13 protein-coding genes, 2 tRNA genes and 1 rRNA gene are annotated in these 16,372 nt (G+C 50.9%); 12 read left to right on the top strand and 4 right to left on the bottom strand.

Annotated features, from left to right (window positions below; all coding sequences use genetic code 11):
* The 3 genes from rrf to ACO0LD_RS21620 form a co-directional block, all read left to right on the top strand.
* Nucleotides 1-108: ribosomal RNA gene (gene rrf, locus ACO0LD_RS21630) — 5S ribosomal RNA — on the top strand; the annotation flags it as partial.
* Nucleotides 109-308: 200 nt separating this feature from the next.
* Nucleotides 309-384 (top strand) — tRNA-Val (locus tag ACO0LD_RS21625).
* Nucleotides 385-416: 32 nt separating this feature from the next.
* Nucleotides 417-493: transfer RNA gene (locus ACO0LD_RS21620), tRNA-Asp, on the top strand.
* A gap of 331 nt (nucleotides 494-824) precedes the next feature.
* Here the strand turns inward: ACO0LD_RS21620 and ACO0LD_RS21615 are convergent.
* Nucleotides 825-1,733 (bottom strand): recombination-associated protein RdgC, encoded by a 909-nt coding sequence (locus ACO0LD_RS21615; protein WP_423010245.1) that lies wholly within the window; start codon nucleotides 1,731-1,733, stop codon nucleotides 825-827.
* 38 nt (nucleotides 1,734-1,771) lie between these two features.
* On the opposite strand from ACO0LD_RS21615, the gene ACO0LD_RS21610 reads away from it, so the two are divergent.
* From ACO0LD_RS21610 to ACO0LD_RS21575, 8 genes are all read left to right on the top strand, one after another.
* Entirely contained in the window at nucleotides 1,772-2,461 is a 690-nt protein-coding gene (locus ACO0LD_RS21610) for a DUF6622 family protein (protein ID WP_423010249.1), read from the top strand.
* 149 nt (nucleotides 2,462-2,610) lie between these two features.
* Complete coding sequence (argS, locus tag ACO0LD_RS21605; RefSeq protein WP_423010244.1) at nucleotides 2,611-4,323, top strand: arginine--tRNA ligase; 1,713 nt, start codon at nucleotides 2,611-2,613, stop codon at nucleotides 4,321-4,323.
* A gap of 41 nt (nucleotides 4,324-4,364) precedes the next feature.
* A complete protein-coding gene (locus ACO0LD_RS21600; RefSeq protein WP_423010243.1) occupies nucleotides 4,365-5,000 on the top strand; it encodes an SPOR domain-containing protein in 636 nt (211 codons plus the stop codon).
* Between the two features lie 29 nt (nucleotides 5,001-5,029).
* Nucleotides 5,030-5,803: a thiol:disulfide interchange protein DsbA/DsbL gene (locus ACO0LD_RS21595; protein WP_423010242.1), complete on the top strand. Its 774-nt coding sequence runs from the start codon at nucleotides 5,030-5,032 to the stop codon at nucleotides 5,801-5,803.
* 56 nt (nucleotides 5,804-5,859) lie between these two features.
* Nucleotides 5,860-6,642, top strand: a complete 783-nt coding sequence (locus ACO0LD_RS21590; protein WP_423010241.1) for an SDR family oxidoreductase — start codon at nucleotides 5,860-5,862, stop codon at nucleotides 6,640-6,642.
* Between the two features lie 2 nt (nucleotides 6,643-6,644).
* Nucleotides 6,645-7,457 (top strand): helical backbone metal receptor, encoded by an 813-nt coding sequence (locus tag ACO0LD_RS21585; protein ID WP_423010248.1) that lies wholly within the window; start codon nucleotides 6,645-6,647, stop codon nucleotides 7,455-7,457.
* A 164-nt stretch (nucleotides 7,458-7,621) separates the two neighbouring features.
* Entirely contained in the window at nucleotides 7,622-10,024 is a 2,403-nt protein-coding gene (locus ACO0LD_RS21580; RefSeq protein WP_423010240.1) for a TonB-dependent receptor plug domain-containing protein, read from the top strand.
* A gap of 224 nt (nucleotides 10,025-10,248) precedes the next feature.
* On the top strand, nucleotides 10,249-10,788 hold the full coding sequence (locus ACO0LD_RS21575; RefSeq protein ID WP_423010239.1) for a carboxymuconolactone decarboxylase family protein: 540 nt from the start codon (nucleotides 10,249-10,251) through the stop codon (nucleotides 10,786-10,788).
* Nucleotides 10,789-10,820: 32 nt separating this feature from the next.
* Here the strand turns inward: ACO0LD_RS21575 and ACO0LD_RS21570 are convergent, their stop codons facing one another.
* From ACO0LD_RS21570 to ACO0LD_RS21560, 3 genes are all read right to left on the bottom strand, one after another.
* Nucleotides 10,821-11,714 (bottom strand): DMT family transporter, encoded by an 894-nt coding sequence (locus ACO0LD_RS21570; protein WP_423010238.1) that lies wholly within the window; start codon nucleotides 11,712-11,714, stop codon nucleotides 10,821-10,823.
* Between the two features lie 87 nt (nucleotides 11,715-11,801).
* A complete protein-coding gene (locus ACO0LD_RS21565; protein ID WP_423010237.1) occupies nucleotides 11,802-12,947 on the bottom strand; it encodes an aspartate-semialdehyde dehydrogenase in 1,146 nt (381 codons plus the stop codon).
* Nucleotides 12,948-13,152: 205 nt separating this feature from the next.
* Nucleotides 13,153-15,009, bottom strand: a complete 1,857-nt coding sequence (locus ACO0LD_RS21560) for a glycoside hydrolase family 13 protein (protein WP_423010236.1) — start codon at nucleotides 15,007-15,009, stop codon at nucleotides 13,153-13,155.
* A 307-nt stretch (nucleotides 15,010-15,316) separates the two neighbouring features.
* On the opposite strand from ACO0LD_RS21560, the gene ACO0LD_RS21555 reads away from it, so the two are divergent.
* Complete coding sequence (locus tag ACO0LD_RS21555; protein WP_423010235.1) at nucleotides 15,317-16,177, top strand: hypothetical protein; 861 nt, start codon at nucleotides 15,317-15,319, stop codon at nucleotides 16,175-16,177.
* The last annotated feature ends 195 nt before the right edge of the window (nucleotides 16,178-16,372 follow it).

Raw genomic sequence — 16,372 nt, 5'->3', positions numbered from 1 at the left:
TGACCATAGCTAATCGGTACCACCCCTTCCCATCCCGAACAGGACCGTGAAACGATTACGCGCCAATGATAGTGCTGCAACCAGTGTGAAAGTAGGTTATCGTCAGGCTTTTATTCCGCATACCCCCGCTTATGTCAATAGGCGGGGGTTTTGCTTTTAAGTGAGAATAGTCGATTTTGTAAGCGGTTTCGCAGATTTTAGTGAAATAGCCAGGAAAAAGACTAGACAAGAAGCATAAATATGAAGTATAATTTTGCTTCTGTTGATGTGGTGACACACATCAAGTTTATCTGACTAGGCAAGAATATGGGTGCTTAGCTCAGTTGGTAGAGCGGCGCCCTTACAAGGCGTAGGTCGGGAGTTCGAGCCTCTCAGCACCCACCACAGATAAACAGCAAGAATGGTTAAGTAGTTTCGGAGTGGTAGTTCAGTTGGTTAGAATACCGGCCTGTCACGCCGGGGGTCGCGGGTTCGAGCCCCGTCCGCTCCGCCAGTTATAAGAAAAAAGACAAGCAATGCTTGTCTTTTTTTTCGTCCGCATTTTCCTGTACTCAAAGCTCTGCAGTCGTTCTGCGCTGCTCATCTCAGATACTAAATCTGACCACCAGGCATACAGAGCAATCTCTCAGTGTGACTCTGTGGTGTAGCAGGAGGTCGAACTGTATGCCGTTCGCCTGCGTAAAGAAGACTGCTTGCAAGCAGTCTTTCCTTCCTCTGTGCCTCTGTGTAGAGAGGTCTTCAGTTTTGCATTAAAGTCGCGTACAAAACAAAACCCCCGTCCAATTACTTGAGCGGGGGTTTCCAGTATAAGAGGCGTCAGTCCGTCACGCAGCCTGTGCGCTGTCCATCTCACCATCCAGCGCAAACACCACATCATTGAGCAAACTGGCCAGCTCTGCGGTCATGAGTACAAAGTCAGCATCAAAGCGTTCTTCTTCATTACTACCCTTGTCTTTGCTTTCATCAAGCACATCCAGCGGTTTGATGCGCTTGATCGTCATTGTATCGGTCAGGACAAAGCTGACCTTGTCATCCCAGGTCAGGGCCAGCTTGGTGCATTGCTTGCCTGCAGCAATATGTTTCTGGATATCGTCCGGTTCCAGCGTGTAGCGTACATAGCGTACAGTGGCTTTGTCTTCGGTAGAAGACTTGAGTTCGGTATCCTGGTCTATGGTGAAACCCTTGGGGGCTTCGTTACCGGCCAGCCAGCCTGTCATGGCTGCCTGTGGAGATGTTTTGGTACGCAGGCCTTCAAGTGGCAGCTTGTCGCAGCATTTCAGCAAGAGCTTGATGACTTCATCAGCCTTGGATGGGCTGGAGGCATCGATGACCAGCCAGCGGTTCACCGGGTCTATCCAGACATTGGTATTGCGTTTAACGCCAAAGGCGCGTGGCAATAATTCTTCAGTAATACGCTCTTTCAAGTCTTTCATGGCCTTGCGGCCAGGTGCGAAGCCTTGTTCTTCTTCTATTTCCAGTGCGCGTGCCTTGGTCACCTGATTAATGACGCTGGAAGGCAGCAATTTCTTTTCTGTCGCCAGCGAAATCAGGAATTGCTGATTGACGCTATGCACCAGTTGATCATTATTGCGTGGAGATGCCCAGCCCTGGCTTTGCATCTCATTCGATGCGCATTGTGCAAAGGCGATGCGTGACAATTGGGTATGTAACTCCTCGGCAGTGATCTTCCAGGGAGTTGTCAGACGAAAAACTTGCAGATTCTTGAACCACATAGCGTATCCAGACGAAGAAAACCTAGCATTCTACACGTCTGCGCCGGGCCACTCACGACCAAAAACACCTCTTTCGCGGCAAGAAGCGGCGCTTCGTCGCTTTCTGGCTTACAGGCAGGATCAGCTTTGCAATACTTCTTCCATCGCAGCAAAACAAACACCTGAATCTAATACTGACAGCACTCAAGGAGATCATCATGTTGAACCAAATCATCAGCAACACACCAATCTATGTATGGGCAATTCTGGGCTTCCTGGCATTTCGCGGTATCAAGTCCAGCGTAGACCGTGAATTGAAAGTCAGGACTATCGTCATCATCCCTATTGTGATGCTGGCATTGTCGATACAGGGTATTTTGTCCGGTTTCGGTGCAGATCCTGTCGTACTGGCAGCATGGTTGGCGACGATGAGCGTTGGTGCGGCTATCTCCTGGAGTCTGGTCAGTGACAAGAATGTACGCATTCAGGCAGACAAGGGCACCGTGTTTTACCGTGGTAGCTGGGCACCATTAATCATGATGATGGCTATTTTTGTCATGAAATACATCGTCAACGTGGCTTTGCATGTGAATCCGGCTCTGCATACGAATACGCTGTTTGCTGTCACCAGCACTACCTTGTTCGGTTTGTTTAACGGTCTCTTCCTGGGCAAAATGCTGCATGTGCTGCTCATGTATAAACAAGCATTGTCTGCAAACTCGGTATTTACAAACTCTGCTGCAGCATAAAACGCGACGGAGTGAGAGGATGAGTAGTAATTGGTAACAAGAAGATGCAAGATTCGCTTGCGGCATCTCAGACAGGGGCAGGGTGAGACAGTATAATGTCCCCTGTCCTTATTTTATTTATTGTCAAAATACAATAAAAATTCTGTGCCATGCTAGCTGAACAAAAACAAGAATTACTGAAATTATTCCAGAACGCGGTTGAACCTTTACTGATAGGTTCCGAACTGAATCCGACTATCTTGCTCGAGCGTCCACGCGACCCTTCCCATGGCGATGCAGCTTGTAATATCGCCATGCAGATCGCCAAGCCTCTGCGCAAGAATCCGCGTGAACTGGCACAGGCTATTGTTGCAGCAGTAGAGGCACAAGATCATCCGCTGGTTGCCAGTGTAGAAATCGCTGGTCCGGGCTTTATCAATATCCGTCTTACTGCGGCTGCAAAGCAGTCGGTAGTCAGCAATATCTTGCAAAAAGGTGCTGAATTTGGCAAAAGCCAGCGCGGTGCAGGTGAAAAAGTGGTGGTGGAATTCGTTTCTGCCAACCCTACCGGTCCGCTGCATGTGGGCCATGGCCGTCAGGGTGCATTGGGTGATGCCTTGTCTGCCTTGCTGGATGCGCAAGGCCATGACGTCAGCCGCGAGTTTTACTATAACGACGCTGGTGTACAGATCAACAACCTGGCTTTGTCAGTGCAAGCCCGCGCCAAGGGTTTTGCACCTGGTGATGCAAACTGGCCGGAGTCTGCCTACAACGGCGACTATATCGCCGATATTGCAAAAGACTTTTTAAGCAAGCAAACAGTCTCTGCCGGTGATTGCCCGCCAGTGACTGCCAGTGGCGATGTTGACGATATCGATTCCATACGCCAGTTCAGCGTGACTTACCTCCGTCGTGAGCAAGATGCAGACTTGCTGGCTTTTGGCGTCAAATTCAATAACTACTATCTTGAAACTTCTTTGTACAAAGATAACAAGGTAGAGACTACTGTTGCCGCGCTAAAGGCTGCGGGCAAGACCTATGAGCAAGACGGCGCCCTCTGGCTGCGTACTACCGACTATGGCGACGACAAAGACCGCGTCATGAAAAAGTCGGATGGTACTTATACTTACTTTGTTCCCGACGTGGCCTACCATGTCACCAAGTGGGAACGCGGTTACCGCAAGGCCATCAATATTCAGGGTAGTGATCATCATGGCACCATTGCCCGTGTGCGCGGCGGCTTGCAGGCTTTGAATGTTGGTATACCGCAAGGCTACCCTGACTATATCCTGCACAAGATGGTCACCGTCATGAAAGATGGTGCTGAAGTCAAAATCTCCAAACGTGCCGGTTCTTATGTCACCGTACGTGACCTGATTGAATGGTCCGGTGGTGGTGAAGAACAGCGTGGTCGTGATGCCGTGCGCTTCTTCCTGATTTCGCGCAAGGCAGATACTGAATTTGTGTTTGATGTCGATGTGGCCCTGGCACGTTCTGAGCAAAACCCGGTGTTCTATGTGCAATATGCCCATGCACGGATTTGCCGCATGCTGGAACAATTCTCCACTGACGAAACAGCCTATGCTGCGCTGACCTCGGTTGATTTGTCACCGCTGACAGCACCAAGTGAAGCCAGTTTGCTGACCAAGCTGGCAGAATATCCTGAAGTGCTGGAAAAAGCACTCGACGAACTGGGCCCGCATCAGGTGGCGTTTTACTTGCGTGAACTGGCTGGCGAATTGCATAGTTATTATTTTGCTGAAAAAGTCCTGGTTGACGATGAAGCAATCAAACTGGCCAGACTGGCACTGGTGCTGGCAACCCGTCAGGTCTTGCGCAATGGCCTGGCGCTGATCGGTGTTTCAGCACCAACACAAATGTAAATGTATTGCCTCATCTAGCTAACGAAACTCGTCGGAGACGCATGAAAGCTCAACAAAACGCCCCAAAACAAAAGAATAGCCAGCGCGGCAGTACCCTGACTGGCATCATCATCGGCCTGGTGGTCGGTCTGGCTATCGCAGTGGGCGTGGCCATGGTGATTACCAAATCATCGACGCCATTCACCAATAAAAATGGCAAATCCGATAAGGCCGATGTACCGCTGACGCAGTTGCAGGATCCCAATAAGCCTCTGTACGGCAATAAGGATGCTGCCAAAGAAGCCAATAAGGAGCTGACGGCCAGTAAACCGGCAGAAACCGTAGCGCCGCCAAAACCTCCTGAAGTCAAACCGCCTGAAAAAACGGCAGCAGAAAAAGCTGCCGAGAGGGCGGAAAGAGCAGAAGCTGCCGCAGCAGCCAAGGCTGACAATACCGACGAAAAATATATTTACTTTTTGCAGGTTGGTGCGTTTAAGGAACAGGTGGCAGCAGAAAACAGCCGCGCCAAGCTGGCCCTGATCGGTTTTGAAGCACGTATCGTGGAAAAAACCTCAGACGCTGGCACCATGTACCATGTGCGCCTGGGCCCGTATGCGCAATTGGAAACAATGAACCGTACCCGCGCCAGATTGTCAGAGAATAGTGTGGATGTTGCCGTAGTGCGCACAGTCAAATAGACTAATAAGCGATCAATAAAGGAACCGTGATGCAATTCTTCAGTCAAATCAAACGCCGCATGTTCATGCTGGCCGCCTTGTCCCTGGTGACTGCCGCTGCCAGTGCCAGCTCTACAGCACCGCAACCAGGTGTTGAATATCAGGTACTGAAACGTCCTCAGCCAGTTGACGGTGGTAAAAAAATTGAAGTGATAGAATTTTTCGGCTATTTTTGCCCACATTGCTATGCGCTGGAGCCTTTGATTGCTGAATGGGTGAAAAAGCAGGGAGATAATATTTCCTTCAAACGCATCCATGTCAATTTCCATGATCTGGTACCGCAACAAAAACTCTACTTCACCATGGAAGCCATGGGCAAGGCAGATGAATATCATATGAAAGCCTTTACCGCTTTCCACGTAGAGCGCAATCGCCTGCAAACTGATGCCGACGTCATGGAATTTGTCAGCAAATCTGGCCTGGACAAGCAAAAATTTTCTGATATCTATAATTCCTTTTCAATCGCCACCAGCAAGCTCAGTCGTGCTGCTCAATTGACGAGTGCATACCAGATTGATGGCGTCCCTTCGATTGCCGTTGATGGTCGTTTCGTCACGTCACCAGTGCTGGCAGTGACCACCTCGACGACACGTGTGACGGAAGAGATGCAAAACCGTGCGGTCATACAGGTACTGGATGCTTTGATTGCCAAGGTACAAAAAGAGAAAAATGGCGCACCAGCAGCAGCGGCTTCGGCCAGTTCAACCAGTTCAGCAAGTGCAAGCGCTTCAGCATCAACGAAGGCAGCAAGTAAAAAGAAATAAGTGTTAATCTAGCTTTAAGTAGTCCGCCACTCCGGCGGACTTTTTCATTGGACATCATGAAAACAGTCTTTATCACTGGCGCATCTTCTGGCATAGGTGCCGCGCTTGCCAGGGCCTATGCTGAGCAAGGCGCAACCCTGGGCTTGCTGGCCCGTCGTCAGGAAGTGCTGGAAGAACTGCGGCAGAGCTTGCCCAATCCCGGCCAGCATCATATTTATGCCGTGGATGTCACTGACCATGCAGCTTTGACCAGGGCGGCTAATGATTTCATGCAGGCGGTAGGACAAGTCAATATCGTGATTGCCAACGCCGGTATTTCAGTCGGCACGCTCAGTGAATATGCTGGTGATATCAAGGTGTTTGACAGCGTATTGCAAACCAATCTGATAGCGACGGTGGCGACTTTTTCGCCCTTTATCAATGCCATGAAAACTTATTCGCACAATGTTGATTGCCGTCTGGTTGGCATAGGCAGTGTTGCTGGTATCCGGGGCTTGCCGGGTGCTGGCGCGTATTGCGCATCCAAGGCTGCGGTCATCAGTTATTGCGAATCGCTGCGGGTAGAATTACGTGACAGCGGCATACGTGTAGTGACGATTGCACCGGGCTATATTGATACGCCCATGACCAAGGACAATCCCTACCCCATGCCGTTTTTGATGCCGGTCAAGGCCTTCTGTGCCTCTGCATTAGGGACAATTGATGCTGGCAATACTTACCGTGTTATCCCCTGGCAAATGGGCGTGGTCGCCAAGTTGATGCGTATCTTGCCTAACTGGTTGTATGACGCAGTTTTTGCTAGAGCGCGCCGCAAACCGCGTGCGGCAGACCAGGCATGAGCATGTTGATTGATGCGCTAGGTACAGTGCATCAGCCATATTTAGCTAATACCGTAGCTGATACTGGGGCTGCGGCTGAACCCCGCATCGTCAGCCTCGTGCCTTCCATCACTGAATTGCTGTGTGAGCTGGGTCTGTCGTCTAGCCTGGTTGGTCGCACCGGTTTTTGCATACATCCCAAATCAGTGGTGCAGACTATCCCCAAGATAGGTGGTACCAAGGATGTGAACATAGAAAAAATCCGCAAGTTGGCTCCCAGTCATCTGATTGTCAACATCGATGAAAATGAAAAGCCGACGGTAGAAGCACTGGCAAAATTTATCCCCCATGTCATCGTCACCCATCCGCTGGAGCCACGCGATAATCTGGCGCTGTATCAATTACTGGGCGGGATATTTGGAGTGCAGGAAAGAGCGCAGGACTTGTGTGCCCGGTTCGAAACAGCCTATGCTGCCCTCGACCATATACCAACCAGTGCTCAGCAAGTCGTGTATTGCATCTGGCAAGACCCTTGGATGACAGTCAGCCGCGACACCTACATTGCCGCCATGCTGGCCTTGATAGGATGGCAAACCTGGTCGCCACCAGATACGAACTTGCGTTACCCGGCTTTTCAATGGCCTAGTGCGCTGCAACATCCCATCGACAGGGTTTTGCTGTCGACCGAGCCTTACCGCTTTACCGAAAGCCATGTGGACGCGCTGGAGAAGCAACTGGGTGTACCCGTGCAACTGGTCGATGGCGAAATGCTGTCATGGTATGGCAGCAGGGCGATTGCCGGTTTGCAATACCTGAAGCAGTTAGCTAAGCAATAAGGTTATGCAATTCTCCGTATCAGCGCCAAATTCGAAATACGTCTATACAATTTACACAAAAATGCCACACTGCACAGCACAATAATTGACACTCTAATATCTGGACAACCATACTTCTGGGCATACCGCTTAAGGTTTTCTATATATTCTTGGAGAAGTTTGTTATGAGTAAGATGCGCAAAGCGATTTTACTTGCCCTGTATGGTGCAAGTGCAGCAACAGTTTTCACTCCGGCCATGGTCAACGCGCAAACTGCTCCCGCAGCAGAAAAAGCAACTGATCCTGCAATGCAAACCATGACTATCGTCGGTTCGCGCCGCGCCAACACCAGCGCCACCAATACCCCTTTGCCTGTTGATTTTATCTCGGTGTCCAAAGCCGCAGAGCAGGGTGGTCAGTTTGACCTGGCTCAGACGCTGGCAAATATTTCCCCGTCTTTTAATTCCACCCGCCAGACCGGTGCTGATGGTGCCGATCTGATCGATTCGGCCGCCCTGCGCGGTCTGGGTTCAGACCAGACCCTGGTGCTGGTAAATGGCAAGCGCCGTCATACAGTGGCGCTGGTGAATTTGTTCGGTGCCCGTAACCGTGGCAATACCGGTACTGACCTGAATGCCATTCCTGTCATGGCAATCAGCAATGTACAAGTCTTGCGTGATGGTGCGGCCGCCCAGTATGGCTCTGACGCGATTGCTGGCGTCATGGACATCACCCTCAAGAAAAGCCTGGGTTGCGAAGCCAGCTTTGGTTACAGCCAGTATTCTGTCGGCGATGGTAAAAACTATCTGCCATCTGCGTATTGCGGTATTGCCCTGGGTGAAAAAGGCGTATTGGGCATCACGGTTGAATACACCGACCGTGGCCGCTCCAACCGTGCTGATCCGGGCAACCCGCGTACCATCGGTGACACCAAGGTCACTGGCCCTACCGTTTACCTGAATGGTGAAGTACCTAACGGCGGCAATGACAAACTGTATTTCACTCTGGGCACACAGCAACGCAAGGCCTCTTCAGCCGCATTTGCCCGTGGTGGCATAGGTTCTGATGACATTCCTTCCCGCAATTCTGCTGCCATGTATCCAAATGGTTTCGTGCCTTACATCAATGGCGACATCAATGACATTTACGGCACCGTAGGCTATAAATGGGATATCGGCGAATGGCGTGCTGACCTGTCGCAGACTTATGGTTTCAATGAACTCAAGTACAACGTCAGCAACACCATCAATGCCTCGATTGCCAACAAAGACTTGCTGGCCGGTGGCAAGGGTATCAGCCCCAGCCGTTTTGATGCCGGCGGTTTCTCCTTCTCACAGGCGACTACCAATCTGGATTTCAGCCGCTTCTTTGATGGATTCATGAATGGTGTCAACGTCGCCTTTGGTGCTGAATACCGTCGTGAAAACTACAAGATTACTGCCGGTGAGCCAGGTTCTTACAATGACGTCGACGGTCTCGGTTTTGGCGGCAATGCAGGTAGCCAGGGTTTCCCAGGCTTCCAGCCTGGTGACCGCACCGACAAAAACAGGAATAGTATCGCTGCCTATGTCGATGTAGAAACCGATATCACAAACCGCTTTAAATTGCAGACTGCAGTCCGTGGCGAACGCTATAGTGACTTTGGTTCTACCCTGACCGGCAAAATCGCCGGTAGCTATAAAGTGACAGATGAAGTCTTGATGCGCGGCTCGGTCAGCACAGGTTTCCGTGCACCATCACTGCAACAAGTGTATTTCTCTTCGACCTTTACCGACTTCATCAGCGGCAAGCCTATGGACGTCGTGCTGGCACCAAATGGCGGCGCAGTGGCCAATGCCGCAGGCATACCCAAACTGAAGGATGAAACCTCGAAAAACTACACATTCGGCCTGACTTTCAAACCAAATAATGCGTTTGCCATGACAGCCGACTTGTACCGTATCGATATTGCTGACCGTATTGTCTTGTCAGGTCGCTTTGATGCCGACAACTATCCGGCACTGGGCGCAAGCTTGTCCGCACTTGGTGTGGGCCAGGCACAGTTCTTCGTGAATTCCATCAATACCAAGACCCAGGGCCTGGATTTGACGGCTTCCCATAAAACCAATCTGGGTGCGGGCAAATTGTCTACTTATCTGGGTTTGAACTACAGCAAAACTGAAGTCACCAAGGTGCAAGCCCCTCCATCCCTGAAAGGCTATGAAGATGTCTTGCTGTCTGAACGTGAACGTCTGTTCATAGAGCAGGGCGGCCCAAGACTGAAAGCCACGCTGGCCTTCAATTATGACCAGGGCCCATGGTCAGGCGAGTTCAAGGTCATCCATTACGGCTCACAAACCCTGGGTACTTTCTCAGGCACAGCCGCTGGCGTACCCAATGCCTATTACGAACCTAAAACCTCGGCAGACGTGGCCTTGACTTATGCCTTCAATGACACTACCAAGCTGACCATAGGTGGCAATAATGTATTCAACGTCAAACCGACTCGTCAGGACCCGAATGAAACCGACAATGGTTTCTACTATGACAGCGTACAGTTTGGCCTGGGTGGTGCTTCTTACTTCGTGAAACTCTGGAAGAAGTTTTAATCTGTAATTTTAGTAGGTGATGCAGGAGCTATTGTGCCTGCATTAAAAGAATCGGCCTGGATGTATATCAGGCCGATTTTTTCATTTCATAATTCCAATGTGTGGAATTATGAATTACTAAATACGAGGATTCTTTTATTTTTCGGAATAAGGCAAAGTGACACCATTCGCGGCACTGACACGAAACGCGAAGTCCCTTAAACCAGATCTGAATGGAAACTCCTATGTCCCGCATCACTATCCCTACAGTAGAACAATCCCCGGCAGCATCGCAAACCTTGTTGGCTGCAGTGAACCAGCAATTGGGCATGGTGCCCAATTTGATGAAACTGGTAGGCAATAGCCCGGCTGCCCTTGAAGGCTATTTGTCACTCAGCGGTGCCTTGGCCAAAGGCAGCCTGAGCGCACAACTGCGCGAACGTATCGCGCTGACTGTGGCTGAATACAATGGTTGTGAATACTGCCTCGCAGCGCATGCTTATCTGGGCAAAAACCTGGCGAAACTCAGCGATGCAGACATAGCTGCAGCACGCAGTGCCCAGGCCGCAGATGAAAAAAGCAATGCAGCCTTGCAATTTGCCCGCCAGGTGGCAGAACAACGTGGCCGCGTCAGTGATACAGCATTGGCCAATGTGCGTGCAGCGGGGTTTGATGAAGCTGCTGTCATAGAGATAGTCTTGAATGTGGCAGTCAATGTATTAACCAACTATGTCAATAACGTTGCCCATACAGACGTGGATTTTCCTGCTGTCAGTTTGCGTTAATTCTGAAGCAGAAAAATCACGGTCGAAATAGATCAGGTTTTGTTGGTCAAAGTCACCCCGGCAATGACCAGCAAGCCACCGACTATCATGGATGGCAAGATCGGTTCACCGAGTATCAGCGCACCCAGGCTGATACCAAATACCGGTACCAGATTATTGAATACCGCAGTGCGTGAGGGTCCTATGCTTTTCACCCCTTCGTAGTACCAGACAAAACCGATGACCGTGCCAAAGGCACCCAGATACACCAGCGAAGCCAGCACTTGCCAGCTCATGCGGGCCGGTTCAAAACGTGGCAGTTCAAGTACTGCACCCAGACCCAGCAAGAGCAAGCCCCACAGTGAGGCATAAGTGGTGGCTGCAATGGGTGACAGCCCCTTCAGCGCATGCCGGCCTATGATGGTATAGGCCGCCCAACCGCAGATCGCAGTTAGCATGAACAATTCACCCTTGCCCAGCGATTGCGACAAGTCATGCACGGCACTCATCAAGTCACCACGGGTAATCACTACCGCTGCACCGGCAAAGGCAATCATGATACCCAGCCAGCGTATCTTGCTCAGTCTTTCTCCAAATAGCAGAGCCAGCGCCAGCGCGGTGACTATAGGGTTCAAGGCAACAAACAGGGCAGTACGCCCGGCTGGCATGTTTTCCAGTGCTGCAAAAAAGCACAGGTTATACAAAAAGATACCGGTTGCACCCAGCGCAAAGGTCGCATGCATTTGTTGCCTGCTGAGTTTAGGCAAGCCACCTTCCAGCCGCCATGCCAGCAATAGCAACAAGACACTGGCGACTGCGAAGCGGATAAAGGCCGCAATCATATGCGGAATTTCTTTGGCGACCAGACGCCCGGCAATGAAAGTGCCGCCCCAGAACAGGGCGACACAGACAAGTTTCAGGTAAGTGGAGACGGGAGCTTTGTTCACGATAAAGTACGCTATGCAAAAGCTTGTTAGCCTACACCAAAATCATGTCCCTGTTTTTTCACCGTCTTTCAAAGCCTGATTGCCTTCTCATTTTTGAGCACTGTTGTGAACGCTGCACAAGCCTTGTTCATAAAGAATTTCTGCAATCTGTATGGCATTCAGGGCAGCACCCTTGCGCAAGTTGTCGGCACTGACGAACATCGCAAGACCATGTGCTACCGTAGGGTCGTGCCGCACCCGTCCAACGAACACGGGATCGCGGCCAGTGGCCTGCAAAGGATTAGGTACCTCAGTAACGACTACGCCAGCAGCGCTGTTCAATAACTCAAGTGCAGCATCTGCCGGGATGTTTTTCTCGAATTCTGCATTGATGGAAAGTGAATGTCCTGTAAATACTGGCACACGCACACAGGTGCAGGAAACATTCAATTCCGGGATACCAAGTATCTTGCGGCTTTCATTACGGAACTTGATTTCTTCTTCGGTATAACCGTCTTCGACAACTTGATAGTTGTAGGGCACGACATTGTAGGCAATCGGTACCTGCCATTTCTTTGGTGCGGGAAAGTCTATGCCCGCACCATCATTGACGAGCCTGGTGCAGTCATCGCCAGCCTTTTTCACCTGGCTTGCCAGCTCCTCTACCCCGGCCACACCTCCACCCGATACTGCCTGATAAGTGCTGACGATCAAACGCTTCAAACCAGCGATATCGTGTAGTGGTTTCAGTACAGGCATGGCTGCCATGGTGGTGCAGTTTGGATTCGCAATGATGCCCTTGGGGATATTTGCCAGGTCATGGGGATTGACTTCAGCCACCACCAGCGGCACGGCAGGGTCCATGCGCCAAGCCGAGGAATTGTCGATGACCAGCGCACCCGCAGCCGCGACTACTGGCGCTAAATGCAATGAGGTTTCTCCACCCGCCGAGAAAAAGACCACATCCAGGCCAGAATAGTCAGCCGTCGCCGCGTCTTCGACGACGATCTTGGTATTTTTCCAGTCCAGTGATTTTCCTGCAGAACGCTCAGAGGCAAACAAGCGCAATGAACTTACCGGAAAATTGCGCTCTTCCAGCAGCGAACGCATGAACTCGCCGACCAGGCCGGTTGCGCCGACTACACCTACATGCATGCCATTTGGGTAATGTTCCAACGACAAGGCAGAGCGTGCCGGTCGCGCTGGACTGGCTACTGAAGCCTGATGATCTTGATGATGAGAATTTGATGCCATGTAAATCTCCTGAATGTGGCCGGGAGACAGGCATCAATCAATATGCACCCGCCTCGTAGGCGGGTTGCGAAAAAATGAAAAAGCGCTAACCCACCATTGCGATAATGGTGGTCTTAATGCTCAGCGTGGATGCAAAGTGGCTTTTCATGAATTGATGGTAACAGACTTGACAACAGTGATCAAGCCGGTCGGTATCCAGTTCAGCCTACATAATTTCCAGCAGCAGGACGCCGCGCGCAGGCACTTTCATTTTCTGCGCCAGTTCAAATGCCTGTCCACTGAACACATCTTTGGCCTTGGCGTTTGCAGACAAGATCTCGGCAAAGCGTGTCGTCGCCAATTCTGCCTCAGTAGCATTCTTGTTCATCACCACCATGAATTTGCGCTTCTGGTCATAGCGGAAATACACATAGATACCGTCCTGCGGCGCAAAGTGCATCAGTTTGCCGCTGTGGATGGCGCTCTGGGTCTTGCGCCAGTTCAGCAGTTTTTTGATAAAGGCCTGCGCTTCCAGTTGTCTGGTAGTCAGCCCTGCACCAGTGAAGGCATTCACTGCATCATCCGCCCAGCCACCGGGAAAGTCTTTTCGAAATGCACCATCATCCCTGTGTTTGGTGCTGGTCATGAGAATCTCTGTCCCATAGTAAAACTGTGGCGTGCGTGGCATGGTGGCGACATAGGTGATCGCCATCTTGAATAAATCCAGGTCTTCATCGAGGGCGCTATACAGGCGGCTGACATCATGATTGCCCTCGAATAGCACCATAGACGATGGTTGCGGGTAGAGCAGGTCAATGACCAAGGCTTCATACAGGGTAGCAAAGCCGGAATGCAGGTTCTCTGGTGCGACCAGGGCTTTGCGCAAAGTATCATGCAGGGGGTAATCCATCATGCTGGGCATGTGTGAAACATAGCCATTCGCATTCTTGTGACCGCGCAGCCAGTGCGCTACCAGGTTGGGGTTGTCTGACCATTCCTCACCGACCAGTGTCAGGTGTGGATATTCCTGCATGACGCGGCGCGACCACTCGCTCAGAAAGACCGGGTCAGAATAGCCATAAGTGTCCGCGCGTATGCCTGCCAGCCCGGCATATTCTATCCACCAGATGGTATTTTGTATCTGGTAATTCGCCACCAGTGGATTGTTCTGGTTCATGTCCGGCATGTGTACTTCAAACCAGCCTTGCGTGTAATTCTTTTTATCGATGGCGGAGGCGTATGGGTCGCTGACCGTAGTGCGCGCATGGTAGGTGGGTACAAATTCACTGTCGTAGCTGAGCCAGTCTTTGCCAGGCAAATCCTTCATCCACCAGTGGCCATCGCCGATATGGTTGAGCACGATATCCTGGATCACGCCTATGCCCTGTTTTTTTGCTTCGGCCACCAGTTGGAGATATTCTTCATTGCTGCCCAGACGGGCGTCGACCTTGTAATAATCGGTCACCGCATAGCCATGGTAGGAATAAGTTTGCTGATTATTCTCTACTACCGGGGTAGGCCAGAGCATGGTGTATCCCATGCCAGCGATATAGTCGAGATGATCACGTACACCCTTGAGGTCACCGCCATGGCGGCCAGCGCTGGCATCGTTGCGGTCCAGCTTGTCGGCAAAGCCGGGCAGGCTGTCATTACTGGTATCGCCATTGGCGTAACGGTCAGGCATGAGATTCAAGATTGCATCTGATGGACCAAAGCCGCGCCGTTGCGCAGAGCCTTTTTCACGTGCCCTGAGTTCATAGGGAATAGCAAATTGCTGGGCACCTTGCAGCATCCTGATCTCGAATTTGCCGGGGTGGGTGCTTGGCGAGATTTGTAGATCCAGAAACAGGTAATTGGGATTGCTGAGCTTGTGTATGCCTTTGATCTGTACGCCAGGATAATTAATGTGTGGTGTGTACGTGGCAATTTGTTTGCCATGCAACATGACCTGCAGCTTGTCACTCTTCATTCCCGTCCACCAAAAGCCAGGCTCTACATGTTCCATGGTTGGCTGTGCCTGTACAAATACCGGTATCAAAGCCAGCAAGCTAATGGACAAGCGTACAAAGGTGATGGTTTTCATACTGTCTCCTGGTGAATATACTCACTATTTTTATGTACTTAAACTACATTTATTCAGGTATTTTAAATTATTAAGCTAAATTCAGGTATTTTATTCGTTAACGGCATGTATTTATATTACATCTACCTCGACGGCTGAAAATGTTCAGCTTGCTCCAAAGCTGGAACTGGCGTCGGAAATTGCCTCTTTTTTGAGCTTCAATCAGGCACTTTGTTTGATATTTTCTAGCTTATCAAATCAGGCTGAGTGATCTCAGCAAAAGCAAGGGCTATAGCTATCTAAAGCGCAGCCCATCCCGGGAGGATATATGCAGGACATTTCAAACTTAAATTCGATTTTCAGCGATGTGCAGGCTTTGCAAAGCAAGCTCAAATCCAGGCTGGCCGATGCAGAGCAGAGTGCCGACAAGTTCAAGGCGGCGCTACAGGCAGCAGTCAAGCCAGAAACCAAAGCAGATCTGGTGAGCGCCATCAAGGAAAAGGCCGCTGGCCTCAGTACCGATACCCAGACCACGGATCTGGCAGCACAGATACAAGCCACACTGGCAGCCTTGCGTGAGCAATTGCAGGCGCCTCAGCCTGCTGCTGTACCTGTGGCAGCGGCGGCATCTATTGCACCGCTTGCACCTGTAGCACCAGCAGCCAGCGCGGCGACAGGTTCAACCACAGTTGCCAGTGTCAGCGACACTACGGCCAGCAGCAAAACCACGGTTGCCGCAAGCACACCAGCAGCCACGCCACCGGCAGCACCAACCACGACCATTGCGGCAGTCAACCCTACTCATGCAGCTTACAGGGTGTATGACCCGGCTAATCCATCGGCTTTTGCCATGGCTTCCAATCCTGGCGGTGGCCCCAACCTGCTGGCGGCAGACCTGGTATTCAACACTGATCCAAGGCCAGATTCGGTGAACTCGATCAAACGCCCGACAGCAGAGCAGGGCACTGCCGAATGGGGTGATCAACTGAAGAATTATGAAGTCGCTTATGAAAAACTAAGCAAAGACAATAACGACTGGAACCAGAAAAACATCAAAATGCGTAACCAGACGCTGGCAGCTTCGCCTTATGCGGCATTTGTCACCACCAGTGGCGGCGTTAATCTGGCGGCGCAAACCGATCCTTTTTATCTGGCCTCTCTGGCTGACCCAACCAGGGCTCCGGCTTAGTTGTAAATTTTACAGGCTCATTTCCTGCCAGGTGAGCCTGTTCCCGATTTTCACGCTACAGCAGACCTCTCTGCCGGGCAATGCAGCAAAGTGAAAACTCGTAAAATCCCCTGTTTTGCACCCATTTCTTGCTCGCAATCTACGATAATGCTTAGAACTCATTTCATAAATAGGATGAGTGCGAACAAGACGATT

The organism is Undibacterium sp. Ji83W (assembly GCF_049340385.1).
Lineage (GTDB): Bacteria > Pseudomonadota > Gammaproteobacteria > Burkholderiales > Burkholderiaceae_D > Undibacterium.
This window is presented reverse-complemented; position numbering and strand designations above follow the sequence as displayed.

Bases quoted from the DNA above. Each gene is read 5' to 3' on its own strand.
- ACO0LD_RS21615 (WP_423010245.1), bottom strand. From the start codon at position 1,733: ATGTGGTTCAAGAATCTGCAAGTTTTTCGTCTGACAACTCCCTGGAAG.
- argS (WP_423010244.1), top strand. From the start codon at position 2,611: ATGCTAGCTGAACAAAAACAAGAATTACTGAAATTATTCCAGAACGCG.
- ACO0LD_RS21600 (WP_423010243.1), top strand. From the start codon at position 4,365: ATGAAAGCTCAACAAAACGCCCCAAAACAAAAGAATAGCCAGCGCGGC.
- ACO0LD_RS21595 (WP_423010242.1), top strand. From the start codon at position 5,030: ATGCAATTCTTCAGTCAAATCAAACGCCGCATGTTCATGCTGGCCGCC.
- ACO0LD_RS21590 (WP_423010241.1), top strand. From the start codon at position 5,860: ATGAAAACAGTCTTTATCACTGGCGCATCTTCTGGCATAGGTGCCGCG.
- ACO0LD_RS21585 (WP_423010248.1), top strand. From the start codon at position 6,645: ATGTTGATTGATGCGCTAGGTACAGTGCATCAGCCATATTTAGCTAAT.
- ACO0LD_RS21580 (WP_423010240.1), top strand. From the start codon at position 7,622: ATGAGTAAGATGCGCAAAGCGATTTTACTTGCCCTGTATGGTGCAAGT.
- ACO0LD_RS21575 (WP_423010239.1), top strand. From the start codon at position 10,249: ATGTCCCGCATCACTATCCCTACAGTAGAACAATCCCCGGCAGCATCG.
- ACO0LD_RS21565 (WP_423010237.1), bottom strand. From the start codon at position 12,947: ATGGCATCAAATTCTCATCATCAAGATCATCAGGCTTCAGTAGCCAGT.
- ACO0LD_RS21560 (WP_423010236.1), bottom strand. From the start codon at position 15,009: ATGAAAACCATCACCTTTGTACGCTTGTCCATTAGCTTGCTGGCTTTG.
- ACO0LD_RS21555 (WP_423010235.1), top strand. From the start codon at position 15,317: ATGCAGGACATTTCAAACTTAAATTCGATTTTCAGCGATGTGCAGGCT.